20 protein-coding genes are annotated in these 18,081 nt (G+C 41.9%); 16 read left to right on the top strand and 4 right to left on the bottom strand.

The features are described from left to right. Positions 1-312 carry a YfhH family protein gene (locus tag MKZ02_RS21370; RefSeq protein WP_120038134.1) on the top strand — a complete coding sequence of 104 codons (312 nt, stop codon included), beginning with the start codon at positions 1-3 and terminating at the stop codon, positions 310-312. 32 nt (positions 313-344) lie between these two features. Then, positions 345-614: a YfhJ family protein gene (locus MKZ02_RS21365; protein WP_120036374.1), complete on the top strand. Its 270-nt coding sequence runs from the start codon at positions 345-347 to the stop codon at positions 612-614. A 117-nt stretch (positions 615-731) separates the two neighbouring features. On the opposite strand, the gene MKZ02_RS21360 is transcribed toward MKZ02_RS21365, so the two are convergent. After that, the gene (locus MKZ02_RS21360; RefSeq protein WP_120036375.1) at positions 732-1,718 is read right to left on the bottom strand and encodes a metal-dependent hydrolase; all 987 of its coding nucleotides are present in this window, start codon (positions 1,716-1,718) and stop codon (positions 732-734) included. Between the two features lie 99 nt (positions 1,719-1,817). Here MKZ02_RS21360 and mutY point away from each other — a divergent pair, with 99 nt between their 5' ends. The 10 genes from mutY (at position 1,818) to MKZ02_RS21310 (ending at position 12,437) form a co-directional block, all read left to right on the top strand. Continuing rightward, a complete protein-coding gene (mutY, locus tag MKZ02_RS21355) occupies positions 1,818-2,912 on the top strand; it encodes an A/G-specific adenine glycosylase (protein WP_340856154.1) in 1,095 nt (364 codons plus the stop codon). 69 nt (positions 2,913-2,981) lie between these two features. Further along, positions 2,982-3,731, top strand: a complete 750-nt coding sequence (gene fabL / locus MKZ02_RS21350) for an enoyl-[acyl-carrier-protein] reductase FabL (RefSeq protein ID WP_340856152.1) — start codon at positions 2,982-2,984, stop codon at positions 3,729-3,731. Positions 3,732-3,799: 68 nt separating this feature from the next. Further along, positions 3,800-4,108, top strand: coding sequence for a gamma-type small acid-soluble spore protein (locus MKZ02_RS21345; RefSeq protein ID WP_120036378.1), 309 nt, complete (start codon positions 3,800-3,802; stop codon positions 4,106-4,108). 187 nt (positions 4,109-4,295) lie between these two features. Continuing rightward, positions 4,296-4,826, top strand: coding sequence for a nucleoside tri-diphosphate phosphatase (gene ntdP / locus MKZ02_RS21340; protein ID WP_120036379.1), 531 nt, complete (start codon positions 4,296-4,298; stop codon positions 4,824-4,826). 76 nt (positions 4,827-4,902) lie between these two features. Continuing rightward, positions 4,903-6,651, top strand: a complete 1,749-nt coding sequence (locus MKZ02_RS21335) for an ABC transporter ATP-binding protein (protein ID WP_120036380.1) — start codon at positions 4,903-4,905, stop codon at positions 6,649-6,651. A 164-nt stretch (positions 6,652-6,815) separates the two neighbouring features. Further along, the gene (locus tag MKZ02_RS21330; RefSeq protein WP_340856151.1) at positions 6,816-7,805 is read left to right on the top strand and encodes an ABC transporter ATP-binding protein; all 990 of its coding nucleotides are present in this window, start codon (positions 6,816-6,818) and stop codon (positions 7,803-7,805) included. After that, positions 7,802-8,770: an ABC transporter ATP-binding protein gene (locus tag MKZ02_RS21325; protein ID WP_120036381.1), complete on the top strand. Its 969-nt coding sequence runs from the start codon at positions 7,802-7,804 to the stop codon at positions 8,768-8,770. Before MKZ02_RS21330 ends, MKZ02_RS21325 begins: the two co-directional genes overlap by 4 nt. 43 nt (positions 8,771-8,813) lie before the next feature. Further along, positions 8,814-10,421, top strand: coding sequence for an ABC transporter substrate-binding protein (locus MKZ02_RS21320; RefSeq protein ID WP_120036382.1), 1,608 nt, complete (start codon positions 8,814-8,816; stop codon positions 10,419-10,421). 82 nt (positions 10,422-10,503) lie between these two features. Then, a complete protein-coding gene (locus tag MKZ02_RS21315) occupies positions 10,504-11,508 on the top strand; it encodes an ABC transporter permease (protein ID WP_340856150.1) in 1,005 nt (334 codons plus the stop codon). A gap of 14 nt (positions 11,509-11,522) precedes the next feature. After that, positions 11,523-12,437, top strand: coding sequence for an ABC transporter permease (locus MKZ02_RS21310; protein WP_340856148.1), 915 nt, complete (start codon positions 11,523-11,525; stop codon positions 12,435-12,437). A gap of 32 nt (positions 12,438-12,469) precedes the next feature. On the opposite strand, the gene MKZ02_RS21305 is transcribed toward MKZ02_RS21310, so the two are convergent. Both MKZ02_RS21305 and MKZ02_RS21300 read right to left on the bottom strand, forming a co-directional pair. Continuing rightward, the gene (locus tag MKZ02_RS21305) at positions 12,470-13,549 is read right to left on the bottom strand and encodes an FUSC family protein (RefSeq protein WP_120036385.1); all 1,080 of its coding nucleotides are present in this window, start codon (positions 13,547-13,549) and stop codon (positions 12,470-12,472) included. A gap of 53 nt (positions 13,550-13,602) precedes the next feature. Further along, positions 13,603-14,892 carry a glutamate-1-semialdehyde 2,1-aminomutase gene (locus MKZ02_RS21300; protein ID WP_340856147.1) on the bottom strand — a complete coding sequence of 430 codons (1,290 nt, stop codon included), beginning with the start codon at positions 14,890-14,892 and terminating at the stop codon, positions 13,603-13,605. 139 nt (positions 14,893-15,031) lie between these two features. Here MKZ02_RS21300 and MKZ02_RS21295 point away from each other — a divergent pair, with 139 nt between their 5' ends. The 4 genes from MKZ02_RS21295 (at position 15,032) to perR (ending at position 17,565) form a co-directional block, all read left to right on the top strand. Further along, complete coding sequence (locus MKZ02_RS21295; RefSeq protein WP_340856146.1) at positions 15,032-15,433, top strand: potassium channel family protein; 402 nt, start codon at positions 15,032-15,034, stop codon at positions 15,431-15,433. Positions 15,434-15,536: 103 nt separating this feature from the next. Beyond that, positions 15,537-16,007, top strand: coding sequence for a thioredoxin-dependent thiol peroxidase (gene bcp / locus MKZ02_RS21290; protein ID WP_120036388.1), 471 nt, complete (start codon positions 15,537-15,539; stop codon positions 16,005-16,007). 19 nt (positions 16,008-16,026) lie between these two features. Beyond that, a complete protein-coding gene (locus tag MKZ02_RS21285) occupies positions 16,027-16,974 on the top strand; it encodes a D-2-hydroxyacid dehydrogenase (protein ID WP_120036389.1) in 948 nt (315 codons plus the stop codon). Between the two features lie 138 nt (positions 16,975-17,112). After that, on the top strand, positions 17,113-17,565 hold the full coding sequence (perR, locus tag MKZ02_RS21280) for a peroxide-responsive transcriptional repressor PerR (RefSeq protein ID WP_120036390.1): 453 nt from the start codon (positions 17,113-17,115) through the stop codon (positions 17,563-17,565). A gap of 32 nt (positions 17,566-17,597) precedes the next feature. Here the strand turns inward: perR and MKZ02_RS21275 are convergent, their stop codons facing one another. After that, the gene (locus MKZ02_RS21275; RefSeq protein WP_340856144.1) at positions 17,598-17,948 is read right to left on the bottom strand and encodes a YgzB family protein; all 351 of its coding nucleotides are present in this window, start codon (positions 17,946-17,948) and stop codon (positions 17,598-17,600) included. Between the last annotated feature and the right edge of the window lie 133 nt (positions 17,949-18,081).

The raw sequence follows: 18,081 nt of genomic DNA, 5'->3' as shown, positions 1-18,081 counted from the left end.
ATGCAGAAACGTTACAGTGATATGGAAGAATATGAATTGAGACAGGAAATTGCCCGATTAAAAGAGAAAGCACGCAAAGCTGAACAGCTAGGTATCGTGAACGAATTTGCCGTTTTAGAAAGAAAAGCGTTAATGGCGGAAGCTTATTTAATGAATCCGAATGATTTTATTCCAGGAAAGCAGTATGAAATAAAAGGAGCGCCAGGTAGTTACTTTAAAATTGATTATATGAACGGTGTGTTTGCTTGGGGATATCGAGTCGGTGGCGATGGTGAGGAAGAAGGCTTGCCAATTTCCATGCTCAAGCTTTAGTCCATGATTTTATAAAAGAAAGGGTGCGCAAAGTGGAAGATATTTTTGAAAGGCTGACGAATCTTTTGCTAAGTAAAAATGAGCGTTTGTCCCATGCTCGTGCCCGGACATGGGTCGAGCTTTTGTGGGAAGATTTTGAAACGACTTATGCAAAAGCTGGACATGACTATCAAGGGAAAGAATTGACCGAAAAAGTTGTTCGGCAGTGGCTTGAAAACTATGGGGACCGTCTTCACGAATTTGCCGGGCGCAACCCTAAATACAGTCATTTGCTCAAAGATGAAAATGATCTGATGCATTAATGGAACCCGCTGACTTATACTAACAGGATGCATGATAATCCAGCTATTGTTTTCGCTAATAGGCATACCAAAGGTAATAAAAGAAAAAGGACGCTTAAAGGCGTCCTTTTTCGATCGTTAATGGGATTCCGGTATAAAAGTCAGCTTTTTGCGTAATTTTTCTTCGCTGAAAATCCAGCCAGTGTAAGAGCCGATTACATTATAATCGAGGTCAAGCTGAACAACAGCCACAAACGGATAATAGCCGTTATTGCGGTAGCGAAGATCAATAAATTTTACTTCATAACAATCATTGTACTCTGCTACTTCCCAACGGTACACTGGGGAGAAGTGCAAAAAAGCAGCGAGGTTTTCGTTTTTCTTTGCTGCTTGGAACAGCTCAGAATCAGGAATTCTGACCCGTTTATATTTATCAAGAATTGTAACCGAACGCCTATAGCCACGGGCAACATAAAAGTGTGACGGTGTTTTGACCGCGACACGCCATTGGTTAAAACGGATTGTTGGCGCGATAATAATTTCTTCTGCGTCGGGGATTAGTTTCTTCACTGAGCTCCTAATTGCCCCCTGCATTTGAAAGCGCAGAATGTAATAGCCGATTAAAAGTAAATAAATGAACAGAAACGTATAACCAGGGTGAGCCCCCAGTCCCCACATGATCAATCCGACTAAGTGCAAAGAGAAGATAAACGGATCAAAGGTGTTAATCACCCCAAGAGCAAGCCACTTAGAAGAAAAGGGCCGAAGCGCCTGGGTACCATAAGCATTAAAGATATCGACAAATACGTGAAGGAACACTGCGAACTGTGTCCACAACCATAAATGAAGCAAGTCACTTCCTGGAAATAAAAAGTAAATGACTGCAGTAATCAATACCGGCCAAAGAATCACTGCCGGTATGGAGTGGGTGGCTCCGCGGTGATTGCGTATATAGACAGCGTTGTTCCTAAGCTTTAAAATTGTATCTATATCAGGGGCTTGCGAGCCGATTACTACTGCAGTCATCACTGCATACTTGGTCATTGGTTCAACAGCGACAACAGGGTCGAGTGTTGCCAGACCGCCTAGCGCAATCCCCATTACAAGGTGAGTGCCAGTATCCAAATGCGTCCCTCCTTTTACAAAGTACGGATGATGCTATTTTGGTTCTAAATTTTACTATTCCCTTTATCTTTTTAATTCTAACATCTATGGAGGCTAGTTGTGAATTTTCCATCTCTTAATAATATAGAAAAAGTAAATGTCCGGCAATTTCAACAAGATTTGCTTCATTGGTATAAAGAGGAAAAGCGTGATCTGCCCTGGAGGAAAGACCAAGACCCTTACAAAGTGTGGGTGTCAGAGATTATGTTACAGCAAACGAGAGTGGACACGGTCATCCCGTATTTTGAAAACTTTATTAAGCAATTTCCGACAATTGAGGCACTTGCGAAAGCAGATGAAGATCAAGTGTTGAAAGCATGGGAAGGGCTGGGATATTATTCGCGTGTCCGCAATTTGCAGGCGGCAGTTCGTGAAGTGCATGAACAATATGGCGGGAAGGTACCTGATACAAAAGAAAAAATCTCTTCCTTAAAAGGAGTGGGGCCGTATACGAGTGGTGCCATCTTAAGTATTGCTTATGGAGTGCCTGAGCCTGCTGTGGACGGCAATGTTATGCGCGTGCTGTCCAGGATCCTATCGATTTGGGAGGATATTGCTAAAGCTTCCTCGAGAAAGATCTTTGAAGAGGCGGTACGGCAGTTAATATCACGGGAAGATCCGTCTTCATTTAATCAGGCATTAATGGAATTAGGAGCGTTGATTTGTACGCCTTCCTCGCCTTCTTGTCTTCTTTGCCCGGTGAGGGAACATTGCTGTGCCTTCCAAGAGGGAACCATCCATGAACTGCCGGTCAAAACAAAAAAGAAAACGATGCGTCATGTCCACTTAGCGGCAGCTGTTGTAAAAACAGAAAAAGACGAAGTAATTATTCAAAAGCGTCCATCAGAAGGATTGCTTGCCAACCTGTGGGAGTTTCCGAATACCGAGCTCAGCGGAATGGGCAGTCCAAAAGTGGAATTGGAACTTTTTTTGAGACAAGTGTATGGTCTGGAGGTTCAATTAGACTCTGAGCCTTTTGCAAAAATACAGCACGTGTTCTCCCACTTAACGTGGGATATTGACGTATATGGAGGGACCGTTTCCATAGCAGATTTAAAAAGAGAAAACAGCCGTCTTGTAAAAGCAGAAGAGGTAGAAAGGTATGCTTTTTCTGTTTCCCATCAAAAAATTTGGAAAAAGGCCAGGCAGAAGTGACAGCGGGCGTTGTTTATTCCCCGAAAAGACCGTACACTCTAAAAGTGTAGAAAGAAGGGAGAAAGAATAATGGAACAAAAAGTAGCATTAGTAACCGGTAGTAGCCGCGGCGTGGGCAAGCAGATCGCTCTTGAATTAGCTAGAAAGGGCTATGACATTGTTGTGAATTATGCACGCAGCAAAACGGCTGCCCTTGAAACAGCGGAAGAGATTGAACAATTAGGAAGAAAAGCACTCGTTATTAAGGCAAATGTGGGCGATGTGGACAAGGTAAAAGCAATGTTTGCGGAAATAAAGGAAAAGTTTGGCCGACTGGATGTGTTAATTAACAACGCAGCTTCCGGAGTTCAACGGCCGATTATGGAATTAGAAGAAAAGCATTGGGACTGGACGATGGACATTAACAGTAAAGCCTTGTTATTTTGTTCTCAGGAAGCAGCTCGCCTCATGGAAGAAACTGGAGGTGGAAGCATCGTCAGCATTAGTTCACTTGGAGCTATCCGCTATTTGAAAAATTACACAGCAGTGGGTGTGTCCAAAGCGGCTGTCGAGGCGTTGACGCGTTATCTATCAGTGGAGTTGGCGGAGAAGAACATTGTGGTCAATGCTGTTTCAGGTGGAGCTATCGATACGGAAGCACTGAAGCATTTCCCTAATCGTGAAGAAATATTGGAAGATGCGAGAATGAATACGCCTGCAGGAAGAATTGTCCATATAGAGGACATTGTACTTACCGTTATGTTTTTAATTTCGGAAGGTGCGTATATGATTCGCGGGCAAACAATTATTGTTGATGGTGGACGCTCACTGTTAGTTTAAAATTTTTTATTAAGAGAGGATAAGTTATGATCTCCCGGGGCAAATTAGTTCTTGTGGAGGTGATAATCATGGCAAACCAACCAAACAACAGACAACGTACACAAGCTGGTACAGATGTTAATGAAGTAAGACAACGCAATGCGGCTTCAGCTGCAGGTCAAGGTGCAAACTTCGGTACAGAGTTTGGTGCTGAGACAGATGCTCAGCAAGTGAGACAACAAAACGCTCAATCACAAGCTCGCAAGAACCAAGCGCCTACTGCAGGCCAAAGTGCAAACTTCGGTACAGAGTTTGGTGCTGAGACAGATGCTCAGCAAGTGAGACAACAAAACGCTCAATCACAAGCTCGTAAAAACCAAGCACCGAGAAATCAATAAGAATCACCAACACAAAGAAAAGGGCTGTCAACCTTCAAAGCGGTTGATAGCCCTTTTTCTCATTCTTCTGCCTCTTTTGTTTCAATTTCCTATTGAAATCGTTATAATAGTGGAATATAAACGTTTATTTGTTCACACAAAGGAAAAATTAAAGGCAAACAGCTTGGAATGAAGGTAGGGGAAAATCATGGCGATTCCCACAGAAGGTGAATCCATCCAAATCCACAGTTATAAACATGACGGGCATATTCATCGTATTTGGGAAGAGACCATAGTCTTAAAAGCAACGAATAATCTTGTGATTGGCGGCAATGATCATACGGTTGTCACAGAGTCAGATGGACGGACTTGGATTACGAGGGAACCTGCTATCTGTTATTTCCATGCCAGGCAATGGTTTAATGTCATTGGTATGTTGAGAACGGACGGCATCTATTATTATTGCAATATTAGCTCTCCATTCGTATACGATCGGGAAGCGCTCAAATATATTGACTATGATCTCGATGTAAAAGTATTTCCGGATATGTCATATATTTTGCTGGATGAGGATGAGTACGAACAGCACAGCAGAAGAATGAATTACCCGGAAGTAATTGATAAAATTTTGAGGCGCAATGTTGATCACTTGATTCAATTGATCCGTCAGCGTCAAGGTCCGTTTTCACCAAATTTTATCGATAAGTGGTACGGAAAGTATTTGACGCACCGAGGCTGATATCTCAATAAAAAGAGACGGCGCCTGTTGAGTTTTCAACAGGTTTTTTCTTATTTTGATTAGAGGGGGAACAGGATTGGATGCAATTAAACGCTACATGCAATTTGTAAGGCCGTACTTCTGGCAAATTATAGGTACTTTGCTGATCGGTATTATAAAGTTTGGGATTCCCTTATTAATTCCGGTGCTTATCAAGTATGTAATTGATGACATTGTGGGCAACGGAGCGATGTCAACAGCAGAGAAACAGCACCAACTGCTGGTGGTCTTGGGCAGCATGCTTATTTTATTTGTGGTGTTACGCCCGCCGATCGAATATTATCGGCAATATTTTGCCCAATGGACAGGCAGTAAAATCCTTTATGATATTCGTGACCGTTTATTTTCACACATTCAAAAGCTCAGCTTCAAGTATTATGCCAATACGCGGGCTGGAGAAGTCATTTCAAGGGTTATCAATGATGTAGAACAAACCAAAAATTTCGTCATCACCGGATTAATGAACGTTTGGCTGGATGGAGCAACGATTTTAATAGCTGTGATCATCATGCTGACAATGGATGTAAAATTAACAATCGTCTCGCTCATTGTTTTTCCATTCTATGGCCTATCTGTCCGTTATTTTTTTGGAAACCTGCGCAAGCTGACGAGAACACGTTCTCAAGCATTAGCTGAAGTGCAGAGTTATTTACATGAACGAGTACAGGGGATGTCCGTGATCAAAAGTTTTGCAATTGAGGATTATGAGCAAACTCAGTTTGAAGTGCAAAACAAAAACTTTTTAACAAAAGCGCTGGATCATACGCGCTGGAATGCAAAAGCATTTGCGGTTGTGAATACCATTACCGATATTGCACCGCTTCTCGTTGTTGGCTACGCTGGATATCAAGTGATCCACGGTGAATTAACGGTCGGAACCATGGCGGCATTTATCGCTTACGTTGACCGCTTGTATAATCCGCTGCGTCGGCTTGTTAATTCGTCTACGACGATGACGCAGGCGATTGCTTCAATGGACCGCGTATTTGAACTGCTCGATGAGAAATACGATATTACTGACAGAGAAGATGCCAGAGATGTAGGCGATGTAAAAGGACACATCGTTTTTGAAAATGTTCATTTTGCCTATGATAAAGACGAGGAAGAAGTTCTGCATAATATCCAATTAGATGTGAAAGCTGGGGAAACCATTGCTCTTGTCGGCATGAGCGGTGGCGGGAAATCTTCGCTCGTCAGTTTAATTCCCCGCTTTTACGATGTGACATCCGGGCGGATTTCATTGGATGGAACAGATATCCGTGATTTTAAAGTGCGTGATTTAAGAGACCATATAGGAATGGTACTGCAAGATAATATCTTATTCAGTGAGTCAGTGAAAACAAATATTTTGCTGGGGAAACCCGATGCTACAGAAGAAGAAATAATAGCAGCGGCTAAAGCAGCGAATGCCCATGATTTTATCGTCAATCTGCCGCAAGGATATGATACAAAGGTAGGGGAAAGAGGAGTGAAGCTCTCTGGAGGGCAGAAACAGAGAGTGGCTATTGCGCGGGTGTTTCTAAAGAACCCGCCAATCCTTATATTAGATGAGGCCACTTCAGCATTAGATCTAGAAAGTGAGCATTTAATCCAAGGAGCAATGGAAAAGCTGGCAAAAGATCGGACGACCTTTATCGTTGCTCACCGCTTGTCGACGATTACTCATGCCGACCGCATCGTGTTAATCGAACATGGCCAAATTGTAGAAAGCGGCTCTCATGACGAATTAATGAGAAAAAAAGGAGGATATCACCGCCTTTTTCAAGTGCAACAGCTGGATAATTAGTCTAGGTCTGAAGGGGGAACCCTTCAGGCTTTTTTTTATATCTAAATAATATATTTTCAAAATATGGATAGACTTTCAAAAAAATAGTTGTTACAATATTCTTAAATTTATAAAAAGAGTAATAATTTTGTAAAAACATTTCATAGATAAAAGGGGGATAAGTTGTGACTACTCCTGTGCTAGATGTAAAAAATTTAAAAACCTCCTTCTTCACTGATGACGGGCCATTAACAGTTGTGAATGAAGTGGATTTTCATGTAAACGCTGGAGAAGTTCTCGGCATAGTCGGTGAATCAGGGTGCGGAAAAAGCGTCACCTCTTTATCCATTATGGGTCTTGTTCCTGCTCTAACAAGCAAAGTAGAGGGAGAAATTTTATACAGAGGGGAAAATTTAACGCAAGCTTCTGAAAAAAGAATGCGTCAAGTACGTGGCAATGACATTGCTATGATCTTTCAAGAGCCGATGACTAGCTTAAATCCGTTATTTACAATTGGGAGTCAATTAACAGAAGCGCTGCGGCTCCACAATAAAAAGTTATCCAAAAAAGAGGCGATTCAGCAATCGATTGCTATGCTGAAAAAGGTTGGACTTCCTCGTGCTGATGAATTGATTAATGAATATCCCCATCAATTATCAGGAGGGATGAGACAGCGTGTGATGATTGCCATGGCAATGATTTGCAATCCGCAAATATTGATTGCGGATGAGCCAACAACCGCCCTTGATGTAACCATTCAAGCTCAGATTCTGGAATTGATGAAAAAATTAAACGAAGAGACAGATACTGCAATTATTATGATTACACATGATTTAGGAGTCGTTGCTGAAATTTGTCAGCGGGTTATCGTTATGTATGCAGGCAGGATTGTGGAAGAAGGGCCGGTCGAATCAATTTTTAAAAATCCGTCTCACCCTTACACCATCGGTTTGCTCCAGTCAGTTCCTGATATGCGCAAGAAAAAACGGCGATTGTTCTCTATACCGGGAAATGTGCCGAAGCCAGGCAGTTTAAAGATCGGCTGCCAATTTGCTCCGCGATGTAGCCAAGCCCATGAAAAGTGCTTAAAGGAAACGCCAGAATTGAAAGCGCTACCAAACGGCCAAAAAGTCTGTTGCTGGTTGTATGAAGAGGAAAAGGAGTACATTGTATGACAGAAACTTTATTAAAAGTGGACAACTTGAAGAAGTTTTTCCCCATTCACGGCGGCTTGCTTGGGCGTAAAGTCGGAGAAGTAAAAGCTGTGGATGACATTTCTTTTTATATTAATAAAGGTGAAACGCTAGGGCTGGTGGGGGAGAGTGGATGTGGCAAGTCCACAACTGGCCGCATGCTTCTCCGCCTGCTTGATCCCACAGAAGGGAAGATCGAATTTGAGGGGCGGGATTTAACAAAGCTATCGAAAGAAGAAATGCGAAAGATGCGCAAAGAAATTCAAATGGTATTTCAGGACCCATTCGCTTCACTGAATCCGCGCCATACAGTCGAAAAGATTCTTGAGGAACCGCTCATTGTGCATGGGGTGAAGAACAAAGAAGAGCGTAAAAAACGTGTTCGGGAGCTATTGGAAACAGTAGGGTTAAGCAGCTGGCATGCGAAGCGCTATCCTCACCAATTTTCAGGTGGACAGCGACAGCGTATCGGCATTGCCAGAGCGCTTGCTGTTCATCCCAAGCTAATTGTTGCTGACGAACCGGTATCTGCTCTTGACGTATCTATCCAGGCGCAAGTGTTAAATTTGCTGCAGGATCTACAAAAGGAATTTGGACTTACTTATTTATTTATTGCCCATGATCTGGGCGTCGTGCGTCATATAAGTGATCGTGTAGGGGTCATGTATCTAGGTCAGATGATGGAGCTGGCAGACAGTGAAGCACTATATGATTCACCAAAACACCCTTATACTCAAGCGTTGTTGTCTGCTGTACCGGTTCCTGATGTTGCTTATAAAAAAGAAAGAATTGTCCTTAAAGGAGATGTGCCAAGTCCGGCCAATCCACCGGCTGGCTGTCCATTCCATTTGCGCTGTCCAAAAGTAATGGAGGCATGCGCCTCAGTACGGCCTGATTTTAAAGAAGTGGAACCAGGTCATTACACTGCTTGTCATTTATATGATTGAGACAGTTGTAATTATAAATTTAGAGACATAAGGGGGAAGAAACATGAAGAAAAGGCTTTTGGGGATGTTATCACTCCTGTTAGTGCTTTCTATGGCATTAATCGGATGCTCGTCAAATTCTTCCGATGGAGGCAAAAGCAAAGGAGGAGAGGGAGCAGGCGGCGGAACATTAATTTATGGACGCGGCGGAGATGCTGTCTCACTTGACCCGGCTATTGTTACCGATGGGGAATCGTTGATCATTGCAGAGCAGGTATATGAAACGCTTGTAAACTTTGATAAAGAAACGACAGATATCGTTCCGGGACTTGCTAAGGACTGGAAAATATCTGAAGACGGTTTAACGTATACGTTTGAACTGGAAGAGGGAATCAAGTTTCAAGACGGCACGGATTTTAATGCGGATGCCGTTGTGAAAAATGTGGAAAGATGGCTGACGAGCAATGATGAGGCGAAATTTGCCTACTTTGCTTCTCAATTTGGCGGCTTTAAAGGCAGTGACACAGCCATCATTAAGGAGGTGAAGGCTGAAGGAGATAATAAAGTTATCTTTACGCTTAACAAGCCACAAGCGCCATTCTTGAAAAACCTAGCAATGTCACCATTTGCTATTGCCAGCCCGACAGCTATTGAAAAGTACGGGGATAAATATGGCGAAAATCCAGTGGGTACAGGTCCGTTTAAATTTGAGAGCTGGAAACGCAATGATACGATCACTCTTGTAAAAAATGAGGATTATCACAAAAAGGGAGAGCCTAAAGTCGATAAGTTAATTTTCAAAGTAATTGAAGACAACTCTGCCCGCTTAAATGCATTGGTTAAAGGAGAAGTAGACTTAATCGATGGCTTAAATCCAAGCGATGCTGAAAAGGTAAAAAGTGATAAAAACCTTCAATTATTTGAGAGACCTTCTTTAAACGTAGGGTACCTGGGCTTTAACGTAGAAAAAGAGCCTTTTAACAATCCGAAAGTGCGTCAGGCACTCAGCTACGCAGTAAATAAAGAAGCTTTAATCAAAAATTTCTACGAGGGAACAGCAGAACCTGCTAAGAACCCAATGCCGCCAACTCTTAACGGTTATAACGATGAAATAAAAGATTATGATTTCGATCTTGATAAAGCCAAGAAACTACTAGTTGAAGCTGGATACAAAGATGGATTCAAAGTAGATTTATGGGCAATGCCAGTGCCGCGTCCATATATGCCGAATGGACAAAAAGTGGCAGAAGCACTGCAGGCTGATTTTGAAAAGATCGGCGTGAAAGCTAATATCGTAACAATGGAATGGGCGACTTATCTCGAAAAAGTACAGGCGGGAGAGGCTCCTCTATTCATGCTCGGCTGGACAGGAGATAACGGTGATGCCGATAACTTCTTGTACACACTTCTTGATAAAGATGCGATTGGATCGAATAACTACTCTCGCTACGCTAATGAAGATGTTCATAAGCTTCTGTTGGAAGCACAAGCAGAAACAGATGAAGCGAAGCGTGCAGAATTGTATAAAAAAGCACAAGAGATCATTCATACGGATGCCCCATGGGTACCGCTGGCCCATTCTACTCCGTTGCTGGCAGGAAAAAGTACGATTGAAGGCTTCTTCCCACATCCAACTGGTTCACAGCCAATGGGGGATGTATCGATTAAATAAGAATGGGAGGAGGAGCGGGAAAGCTCCTCCTCTATTTTTCGATAAGCCAGAATGGAATTAATTACTGAAAGCAGGTGAGCACATGTTTGCTTATACAATTCGGCGCCTATCCATGCTAATTCCGGTTTTATTAGGGATGACTTTAATTGTCTTTTCGCTTATCCATGCGATCCCCGGCAGTCCAGCACAAATTTTGCTCGGTCAGCAAGCGTCACCGGAAGCGGTAGCTGCTCTTACAAAAGAAATGGGGCTTGATCGGCCATTATACATTCAATTTATCGATTATTTAAAAAACCTGTTCACCGGTGATCTGGGAGAATCATTTAGAACGAGAAGCCCAATCAGTGAAGAAATTTGGCCTTATTTGGCGGCCACCATTGAGCTTGCTTTATTCGCTATGATTGTTGCCGTGGTGGTAGGTGTTAATGCTGGTATTATCTCCGCTTGGTTTCAAAATTCCTGGTTTGATTATTTGTTAATGATATTCGCCCTGATTGGCGTGTCTATGCCGATCTTCTGGCTTGGATTGATGGAGCAATATGTTTTTTCTATCAAGCTTGATTGGCTACCAACAACCGGACGGGATAATATTCGTGATCCTATAACGCCTATTACTCATCTATATTTGCTAGATACCCTCTTACAAGGACGTTTCGACCAATTTGTTGAAGTCATTAAGCATTTGATCTTGCCGGGCATAGCCCTTGCAACGATTCCGATGGCTATTATTGCTAGAATCACTCGTTCAAGTATGCTTGAAGTTATGCGTTCTGACTACATTCGGACTGCGAGAGCGAAAGGGATGAGCATGCTTAAAGTAGTGTATAAACATTCTTTAAGAAACGCATTTATTCCTATCTTAACCATTATCGGACTGCAGACTGGTTTGCTGCTAGGCGGCGCGATATTGACAGAGACAATCTTTGGATGGCCAGGCATTGGTAACTATATTTATGGTGCCATTCAATTCCGTGACTATCCTGTCATTCAATCTGGTATTTTAGTCGTTGCTGCCATTTTTGTTTGTATTAATTTGATTGTTGATCTCTTATATGCCGCAATTGATCCGCGGATTAAATACCGTTAAAGGGGGATGCCTACATGACAGAAATTGCAGAACAGACTCAGCTGCCTCCGTCCGGACCTGACGTGAAGATAAACCAGGAAGAAAAAACAGTTTCACCGTGGGTCGATGTTTGGCGGAGGTTTCGAAAAAATAAAGCTGCCCTGTTTGGTGCCGGCCTTGTTTCTTTCTTTATATTGCTAGCCATCTTTGCTGATTTAATTGCTCCTTATGGCTTTAAGGAAACCGTGCTGGCCAACAAGCACTTGCCGCCCTCTTCCAAGCACTGGTTTGGAACAGATGAATTTGGCCGTGATATTTTTAGCCGAGTCGTTTACGGAGCTCGTATTTCTTTGTGGGTAGGGTTTGTCTCAGTAGCTGGTTCAGTTATTGTAGGCTCAAGCCTTGGTATTATTGCCGGTTATTATGGTAGATGGGTGGATACAATTATCTCCCGTCTGTTTGATATTTTGCTTGCGTTCCCAAGTATTCTGCTGGCCATTGCTGTTGTGGCTATGCTAGGACCGTCTTTGCAAAATGCTTTGATTGCCATTGCTATTATTAATGTGCCAACATTCGGGCGGCTTGTCCGAGCCAAAGTGCTAACCGTCAAGGAAGAAGAATATATTACAGCGGCTAAAGCCATTGGGATGAAAGACAGCCGAATTTTACTTCATCATGTTTTGCCAAATAGTATGGCGCCCATTATTGTCCAAGGAACATTAGCTATTGCTACAGCAATTATTGAAGCGGCGGCTCTCGGATTTCTCGGCATGGGTGCCCAGCCACCAACACCCGAGTGGGGAAAAATGCTTGCGGATTCAAAAGATTTTATTATGCAGGCACCATGGACTGTGTTTTTCCCAGGTATTGCGATTATGCTAACGGTGCTTGGCTTCAATTTAATGGGGGATGGGCTACGTGATGCACTTGATCCCCGGATGAAAAACTAATGAATAAAACCAGCTGCCATTGGCAGCTGGTTTTATTCACCTTCTTCAAACTCAGGAAGTTGGTCATCAGGATGAAATTTTGAAAAGCTTGTAATGAGCTGATCAAGGTGCTCCAAGTTTTCCCCATATTCCAGAACAGAGGAAAGGAGATGGAGCAGGTGGACAGAAAAATCATCTTCATCGGAAGTGCTCGACTTGATTTCAGCAGTAAACAAAGACATAAACTGTTCCCGATCTACGCCCATTTCAAAAACGTCCTCTATCTCAACCGTTGTTTTTATTTTGCCAATAAAGCGTAAAAGCAAATGTTCATGATAGCTCATCAATGAATCAAGATAATCAACAAGGGTCTTTTGTAATTCCGGCGTTAGAAGAGAGATGTCGTTTTCAAATTGATTCATCCTTCGCAGTATATCGTAGCTTCTGCGAGTGGCTAAGATCATCTTACGGTATAGAACCATTTTTCGTTTTTTAGAAGTGAGATTTCGTTTCAGTGTTCCGCGGTCTTCTTTATACATTAAATAAAGATTATCAACTGTTATGAGCCGCTCGCGAATCTTGCTGATGTCCTTTTTTAAAACGTGATAGTCCGTTCCGGTTCGCAAACTTAGACGAATCCATTTTAATGTGTCCTCAGTTACCTGATTAATTTGCCCGAACAGCTTTGTTTCATATTGTGGAGGCAGAAAGACTAAGTTCACAGCTGAGGCTGATAGTACCCCAATCATAATAGTGATAAAGCGGATCAAGGAGAATTGAATAAAATGTTCATTCTGTAACTCCATGATAACCATCAATGTAACTAATGCAAGACCAATGGATTTTTCTAAATGCAGCTTCACCATGATAATTAAGGCGACGATAGCTGCCAGCCCTACAAATACAATGTGATTTCCGAATAAAAGCACAAATGAGATGCCAATTGCTGCTCCTATAATGTTTGCCTGTACTTGTTGAATTAAAGTTAAATAAGAACGATAAATAGTAGGCTGAATAGCGAACACTGCTGCGATGCCTGCAAAAACCGGGGAAGGCAGGCCTAATAGCGTGGAAACGAATAAAGCTAAGACAATAGCGATTCCCGTTTTAAAAATTCGTGCACCCAGCTTCATAAATAAAATGATTCCTTTCTCAGTGTAAGTGTATTAGGTGAAGATTATATCACTTAACGCAATTGAGAAAAAGCAAAATCTACTGCCTGCAATGTTTTCTCAACATCTTTATCTGTATGCTCAGTTGTTAAGAACCATGCTTCGTACTTGGATGGGGCAAGATGAATTCCTTGAGAAAGCATTAATTTGAAGAAGCGACCAAACATTTCTCCGTCTGTTGCCTCTGCTTGTTCATAGTTCACAACCTTCTCGTTTGTAAAGTAAATGGTTAAAGCACCTTTTAAACGATTAATTGTGATAGGGGTATTATATTTTTGGGCTGATGCTAAAATGCCTTCTTCAAGAATAGCACCGAGGCGATCCAATTCCTCGTATACTCCTTCTTTTTGAAGCACTTCAAGGCAAGCGATACCAGCAAGCATAGAGGCCGGGTTGCCAGCCATGGTTCCTGCCTGATAAGCCGGACCAAGCGGAGCTACTTCCTCCATGATCTCTTTGCGGCCGCCGTAGGCGCCGATTGGTAGACCGCCACCAATAATTTTTCCCATGGCTGTTAAATCAGGCGTAATGCCTAATAGATCCTGTGCTCCTCCATACATGAAACGGAAGCCAGTGATGACCTCATCAAAAATGAGCAATGCGCCGGCTTCGTGTGTCAGTTTTTTGACTTCTTCCAAAAATCCTGGTTTCGGTTCGACAATACCAAAATTACCGACGATTGGTTCAATAAGAACCGCAGCAATCTCTTCACCCCATTTTTCTAATGCTTCTTTCAATGGCTCTGTTTCGTTAAATGGAACCGTAATAACCTCTTGAGCAATACTTTTTGGTACCCCCGCAGAATCGGGCGTTCCTAACGTAGAAGGTCCTGATCCTGCTGCTACCAAAACTAAATCAGAATGTCCATGATAACAGCCGGCAAATTTAATAATCTTGTCGCGTCCTGTATAAGCGCGAGCTACACGGATTGTTGTCATCACAGCCTCTGTCCCGCTGTTGACAAATCGAACCTTATCCATGCTTGGAATAGCTTCTTTCAACATTTTTGCAAAGGTGACTTCATACGGTGTTGGTGTACCATACAGCACGCCTTTTTCAGCTGCTTCTTTAATTGCCTCCGTAATATGCGGGTGTGCGTGCCCAGTAATAATCGGGCCATAGGCAGCAAGATAATCAATGTACTGATTGCCATCTACATCCCAGAAATAGGCTCCTTTTCCTCTCTCCATAGCTACAGGCGAGCCCCCGCCAACGGCTTTGTAAGAACGTGAAGGGCTGTTTACTCCTCCCACAATATGTTTTAGTGCTTCTTGATGAAGCTGCTCAGAATTAGTGTGTTGCATGTATAGGCCTCCTTGGTGATAGATACATATTCATTTTAGACTTGCCTTGCCGTTTAAGCAACGGAAGTCCGTCAATCATAAACAGATTATAGCCAGCATATATATAAGAGAAAAGTGAGCAGCAATGGGAGGCGGAAGCATGACTCCTGCAATTTTTAGCGCAGTAGTTTTTTGTTTAACAATGAGTATAAAAGGCATGTTTGCTCCGGGACAGCCTCAGAATCGTTACTTATCCTTTCATTACTTCTTATATTTTGGCTGCTTGTATTTAACACTTATGATCGGCTTTGCTTTAATCTATACATTATTGCAGCTTAATGGACAAGCTGTTTGGACGGGAGAGGAAGCGAGCGCTGTTAATTTTTGGGATAAATTCTTTAGTTCACTCTACTTTAGTGGCATCACACTTTTTTCGGTGGGTTACGGTGATATCGTGCCTGAGGGGGCAGGCCGATGGGTCGCTCTTATTGAAGCATGGATAGGCTACACAATCCCTACAGCTTTTGTAGTGCGCACTATGCTGGAAAAAGACAATAACTAATTATTATTTGCCATATTTTTTCCCATCCGCTACGCTAGTAATAAGATAATTCAGACGAATGAATCTGGTTATTTATCTTATTTAAAGCAAAGGAGAGAGAAAAATGGTAGCAAAGATAGGAGAAGTAGCCCCGGATTTTAAATTAATAGCAAACAATGGAGAAAAAGTGGGTTTATCTGATTACAGGGGCAAAAATGTTGTTCTTTATTTTTATCCAAAAGACATGACTCCAGGGTGCACGACACAAGCTTGTGATTTTCGTGATAAGCATGACCAGTTTAGTGATCTAGAAACAGTGATTTTGGGAGTGAGCACAGACCCTGTTGCTCGTCATGAGAAATTTATTGACAAGTACGACCTGCCGTTTTTACTACTTGCAGATGAAAATCATGAAGTATGCGAATTATATGATGTTTGGAAGCTAAAGAAGAACTTCGGCAAAGAGTACATGGGGATTGAGCGTTCTACTTTTGTGATCGATTCAGAAGGAAAGTTAGTTAAGGAATGGAGAAAAGTAAAGGTAGCGGGGCATGTAGAGGAAGCGCTTCAGTTTATTAAAGAACAATTATCCTAAAGAAATAAGGAGGAGAGAAATGAAGATTATATTTACTTTTCGGCCTCCACGGGCGTGGCAAGGAAAACTAAGCATGGCATTCCCTGAGGAAGAGTTTAGTTATTATAAATCGATAGATGAAGCAGAAAATTTGTCGGAAGCTGAAGTAATTGTTACATTCGGTGAAGACTTAACGGAATATCATATCAATAGCTGCACGAACTTACAATGGATTATGGTAGCGTCTGCAGGCATGGAAAAAATGCCTTTCAAAGCAATTGAAAAAAGAGGCATTTTAGTAACTAACGCCAAGGGCATACATAAAATTCCGATGGCTGAATTTACAATGGGCTATATGCTTAACCATGTAAAACGCTTTCCAGAATTGCTCGATCTGCAGAAGAAAAAGATATGGAACAAGAGATTGGAAATTGGAGAATTAGCAGGCAAGCATTTGCTTGTGTTAGGTACAGGAGCCATTGGAACGGAGATTGCCCGGCTCGCCAAGGCCTTTCGAATGGGCACGATTGGAGTCAATCGCAGCGGGCATCAGAGTGACTGTTTTGACGAAATCTATACAATGGACAAATTATCTATGCTTCTTCCGGAAGCGGACTTTATTGTGTCTGTTTTGCCAAGTACAGATGAAACAAAGCATTTGCTTAAGGAAAAGCATTTTAAAGCGATGAAAGAAACGGCTGTTTTCATTAATGTTGGCCGTGGCGATCTGCTTGAAGATGAGGTTTTAATGAATGCGCTGCAAAATAAAGAGATTGCTCATGCTTATCTGGATGTGTTTACAGAAGAGCCTCTGCCAGAGAAGCATCCACTTTGGAATGAGGAAAGAGTAACAATTACTCCTCATATTTCAAGCGTAACAAGCGAGTATGTACCGCGAGCGTTGGAAATATTTATGCATAATCTGGAAATATATAAAGAAAACGGGTCTGATTATGAGAATAAAGTGAACTTGAAAAAGGGATATTAATAAGTAAGAAAAATCAAGAACCTTTATAGCTGATTGTCCTGTAAAGGTTTCTTTTTTATTGACAAAGTATAGAAAGAATTAGTACACTAATTATAAAGATTATAATATAATAATACCTTTTAGAAAGAAAAGAGGTGCATGACGGTGTCTCATGAGCATAATCATCTACAGGAAGCGTTGGATACGTTAAAAGCAACTGGCGTTCGGATTACTCCTCAGCGTCATGCGATACTTGAGTTTTTAATTCAATCTATGACCCACCCAACAGCAGACGATATATACAAAGCGCTTGAAGGGAAATTTCCTAATATGAGCGTGGCAACAGTTTACAACAATCTGCGGGTATTTCGTGAAGTCGGTCTTGTAAAAGAACTTACGTATGGAGATGCATCCAGCCGATTTGATTTCGTTACAACAGATCACTATCACGTTATTTGCGAAGAGTGCGGAAAGATTGTTGATTTCCACTACCCCGGCCTGGATGAAGTAGAACAGCTTGCATCGCATGTAACAGGGTTTAAAGTTAGTCATCATCGGATGGAAGTGTATGGCACGTGTCCGGAATGTACAACAAGTAAAGAAGTTCATTAAAAAAGAATTGTTCGTTAAACGAACAATTCTTTTTATTTCTTTTTGCGATTATAGCCTTCATCAAATTCTTTGCCTTCCAGACTTTGATCGAGTGTAAGAGGCTCTTTACAATGCATGCACATGTCTACACGGCCAAGCATTTTTGTTGGTTTTTCACAGCTAGGACAGACAACCTGTACTGCTTTAGTGGATAACATGCCAATCCAAAAGTAAACGACCGTACTGGCAATAATCGACAGTAAGCCAATTAGCATAAACAGTGTCATCCAAAAAGGAGATTGTCTAAAGAAGATTCCTGCATACATAATAACAATGCCGATAAAGATTAAGCTAAGAGCGAATGTGCGAATCCGGTTAATTTTACTTGAATAATTTCTGGCCATATTCTTTAACCTCCTAACAATAAACTATATCATAGTTTGTAAGTGAAAAAGCACAGGAATATTCCAAATTTAAAAGTTTTAAAGGATTCTTTCTTAATTTGTCGAAATGAATGGAAATAGAAGAAACCCGCGT

Origin of the sequence: Pseudobacillus sp. FSL P4-0506 (assembly GCF_038003025.1) — a bacterium.
In the GTDB taxonomy this organism is placed as follows: Bacteria; Bacillota; Bacilli; order Bacillales; family Domibacillaceae; genus Pseudobacillus.
This window is presented reverse-complemented; position numbering and strand designations above follow the sequence as displayed.